At 70.4% G+C, this 4,398-nt stretch carries 1 protein-coding gene; it reads right to left on the minus strand.

The annotated features are described in order from the left end of the window. On the minus strand, positions 1 to 4,335 hold a 4,335-nt coding region (locus ACTWQH_RS32490), incomplete at its 3' end, for an amino acid adenylation domain-containing protein (RefSeq protein WP_443290409.1). Between the last annotated feature and the right edge of the window lie 63 nt (positions 4,336 to 4,398).

The raw sequence follows: 4,398 nt of genomic DNA on the forward strand, positions 1-4,398 counted from the left end.
GCTGAAACGGCTCTCCGGATCGTGCTCCTCGCCCAGCAACTCCCGCTGCCACAGGGTGTAATCCGCGTACTGCACCGGCAACGGCTCCCACACCGGCTCCCCACCCGCACACCGAGCCCCGTACGCCACGGCCAGATCCCGCGCCAGCGGACCCACCGACCACCCATCACCCGCGATGTGATGCACCACCAACGCAAGAGTCGCCTGCCTCGGCCCGGTCACGAAAAGCCAGGCACGAACAGGGATCTCCTCGGCCAGAACGAACCCGTACCGGGCCGCGTCCGCCAGCGCCTCATCCAGCGCGCCCGCATCGACATGCCGCACGCTCAGCCGGGCGTCCACCTCTTCGGCGTTCACCACATGCTGGTAGGGACCCTGATCACCCGCACGGAAGGTGGTGCGGAGGGTTTCGTGGCGGGTGATGACGTCGTTGAGCGCGGCTTCCAGCGCCTGATGGTCCAGCTCGCCGGTCAGCCGCAGCACGAACGGCATGTTGTACGTCGCCGACGGCCCCTCCAGCTGATGCAGGAACCACAACCGCCGCTGCGCGAACGACAACGGCAACCTCTCCGGCCGCACCCTCCGCCCCAGCCGAGCCTGCCCCGACCCCGCGCCATCCAGCAACGGCCCCAGCTCCGCCACCGACGCATGACCGAAGAAACCCCGCAGCGACACCTCCACATCCAGCACCGCACGGATCCGGCTGATCAACTTCGTCGCCAGAAGCGAATGACCCCCCACATGGAAGAAGTTGTCATCGATCGAGACCCGATCCACCCCCAGCACATCGGCGAAGAGACCACACAAAATCTCCTCCCGAGCCGTCCGAGGCGCCCGCCCCTCCCCACCAGAAACGACATCAGGAGCGGGCAACGCCCGGTAGTCGACCTTCCCGTTCGGGGTCAACGGAATCGCGTCAACCGGCGTGATGCCGGACGGGACCATGTACGAGGGCAGCCGCTCCTCGAGCGCGGCACGCACGCGCGCGGCGGAGAAGTCGTCCCGCGCGGCCGGCACGACGTAGGCGATGAGGCGTTGGTCGGCATTGCCCGCCTGTTGGGTGGTGACCACGGCCTGGGCGATATCGGGATGGGCGGTCAACGCCGCCCGCACCTCGCCCGGCTCGATCCGGAACCCACGGATCTTCACCTGATCATCCGCACGCCCCAGATACTCCAACTGCCCACCCACACCCCACCGCACCACATCACCCGTGCGATACATCCGCGACCCCGGCACACCAAACGGATCAGCCACAAAGCGCGCCGCCGTCAAACCCGGCCGATGCAGGTAGCCACGAGCGAGGGCGGGGCCAGCGACATACAGCTCCCCGGGAACGCCAGGTGGTACGGGGTTGAGGTGTTCGTCGAGAACGTGCAGGCGGGTGCCGGGCACCGGGCCGCCGATGGGTGCGTGACCGCCGGAGGTCAGGGGAGCACTGATGGAGGCGCACACCGTCGTCTCCGTCGGGCCGTAGGCGTTGACGAAGCGCCGCCCCGGTGCCCACGCCGCCACCAGATCCGGCGGACAGGCCTCCCCCGCCACAACCACCACCCGCAGCCCGGCGAGGGTCTGGGGCGCGTCGGGCGGCAGAGTGGCCAGAACCGAGGGCGGCAGGGTCGCGTGGCTGACCTCGCGATCGGCCAGCACCGCCACCAGTTCCTCGCCCACCAGCCGCCGCTGCCGCGGCAGGATCAGGGCGCCGCCGGTGGTCAGCGCCATGATCAGCTCCCACACCGCCGCATCGAAACTCGCCGACGCGAACTGCACGACCCGCGCGCCCAACCCGGCACCGAGCCCGTCCGCATGCACCGCCCGCAGACCAGCCACACCCGCGTGCGAGACCGCGACACCCTTCGGCCGGCCCGTCGAACCGGACGTGTAGATCACATACGCCACGTGCGCCGGATCCAGCCGGGCCACGCGGTCGGCGTCGGTGGGATCGGCCGAGACGCCGTGCTCCCACACCGCTGCGAACTCCGGTGCGTCGGTGACGACCACCCGAGCGGGCAGCCGCTCCGGCAGCCGCTCCGCCATTCCGTCCGTCGTGAAGACCAGCGCGGGGCGGCAGTCGGTGACGAGGTAGCTGATCCGTTCGGTCGGGTAGTCCGGGTCGATGGGCAGGTAGGCGGCCCCGGCCTTCACGATGCCGAGCACCACCGCGACCTGCTCGGCACAGCGCGGCATGGCCACGCCGACCACCCGCTCCGGGCCGATGCCCAGGCCGATCAGCCAGTGGGCGACCCGATTCGCCCGCGCGTTCAGCTCTCCGTAGGACCAGGTGTGCCGGTCGTCGGTGACGGCCGGGGCGTCCGGGTGCTCTCGGGCCCGATCCTCGAAGAGGCCGGGCAGGGTCGCGGGGGGAAGGGCGGGAGGTGCGGTGGTGGCGGTCTGGGCGAGGAGCCACTGCTGCTCCTCGTCGCTGATCAGCCCCACCTCACCGATGCGCTGCTCCGGGTCGCTCACCAGGGCGCGCAGCAGGCGTTCCCACCGGGCGACGGCCCTCTGGATCGTCTGGGGCTCGAAGAGATCGGTGGCGTACTCGGCCTGAATCGTCAGGCCGCAGGGTGCGTTGGCCGCATCGTGCCTCTCCTCCACGCTGAGGAAGAGGTCGTAGCGGGAGATTCCCGGATCGACCGTTTGGGGGCGGGCCGTGAGGCCGGGCAGGTCGAATGAGGACCGCTCGCTGTTCTGCAGAACGAGCGCGATCTGGAAGAGGGCGTGGTGGGCGGTGGACCGCTGCGGGTTGAGCCTCTCGACGAGGGCCTCGAACGGGATGTCCTGGTGGGCGTACGCCGCGAGGCTGGTCTCGCGCTCCTGTGCGAGCAGTTCGGAGAAGGTCGGATTTCCGGATGTATCCGTGCGCAGGACCAGGATGTTGACGAAGAATCCGACGAGTTCGCTCAGGTCGTCGTCGGTGCGTCCGGCCACGCCCGTGCCGATCGGGATATCCGTGCCCGCGCCGAGCCGGGTGAGCAGGGCCGCCAACGCCGCGTGGAGGACCATGTGCACGGTGGTGCCGGTCGAGCGGGCCAGGTCGAAGATGGCGCGGTGGAGGTCGGCGTCGAAGTCGAATGCGTCGACGCGGCCGTGGTGGGAGAGCGCGGCGGGGCGGGGGCGGTCGGCCGGGAGGGTGACCTGCTCGGGCAGGTCGGCGAGCTGCTCGGCCCAGTAGGCGTACTGCCGGCTGAAACGGCTCTCCGGATCCTGCTCCTCGCCCAGCAACTCCCGCTGCCACAGGGTGTAATCCGCGTACTGCACCGGCAACGGCTCCCACACCGGCTCCCCACCCGCACACCGAGCCGCATACGCCGCCGCCAGATCCCGCGCCAGCGGACCCACCGACCACCCATCACCCGCGATGTGATGCACCACCAGCACCAGCACGGACTCGGCGGCGCTCAGCGAGAACAGCCAGGCGCGGACCGGGATCTCGGTTGCGAGGTCGAACGCGTGGCCCGCGACGGCGTCGACGGCCTGGCGGAGGTCCTTCTCCTCGATCCGCCGCGTCCGCAGAGGGCTGGGGAGGTGTTGCGCGTCCAGGATGTGCTGGCAGGGGCCGTCGCCGGTGTCGGGGAAGACGGTGCGCAGGGTCTCGTGGCGGGTGATGACGTCGTTGAGCGCGGCGTCCAGCGCCTGATGGTCGAGTTGCCCGGTCAGCCGTACGGCGAAGGGGATGTTGTAGGTGGCCGAGGGGCCTTCCAGCTGATGCAGGAACCACAGCCGCCGCTGGGCGAACGACAGCGGCAGCCGTTCCGGCCGCTCGGCGGGACGCAGCGGAGCCTGTCCGCGCGGGGCGCCGTCGAGCAGGGGCGTCAGCTCGGCGACGGTGGGGTGCGCGAAGAGGGTGCGAAGGGGTATCTCCACGCCGAGGGCGGTCCGGACGCGGCTGATCAGCCTCGTGGCCAGGAGCGAGTGACCGCCGAGGTGGAAGAAGTTGTCGTCGATGCCGACGCGGGCCAGTCCGAGGATGTCGGCGAACAGCTGACACAGCAGATCCTCGCGGTCGGTGCGGGGCGCCCGCCCGTCCTGGCCGGCGAAGGCCTCGGGGGCGGGCAGGGCCCGGTAGTCGATCTTTCCGTTGTGGGTGAGTGGGACCGCGTCGATGGGCGTGATGCTGGAGGGGATCATGTACGAGGGCAGGCGCTCCTCCAGCGCGGCACGCACGCGCGCGGCGGAGAAGTCGTCCCGCGCGGCCGGCACGACGTAGGCGATGAGGCGTTGGTCGGCGTCGTCGGTCTGGTGGGTGGTGACCACGGCCTGGGCGATATCGGGATGGGCGGTCAACGCCGCCCGCACCTCACCCGGCTCGATCCGGAACCCACGAATCTTCACCTGATCATCCGCACGCCCCAGATACTCCAACTGCCCACCCACACCCCACCGCACCACATCACC

This window comes from Streptomyces sp. 6N223 (assembly GCF_052246635.1).
Lineage (GTDB): Bacteria > Actinomycetota > Actinomycetes > Streptomycetales > Streptomycetaceae > Streptomyces.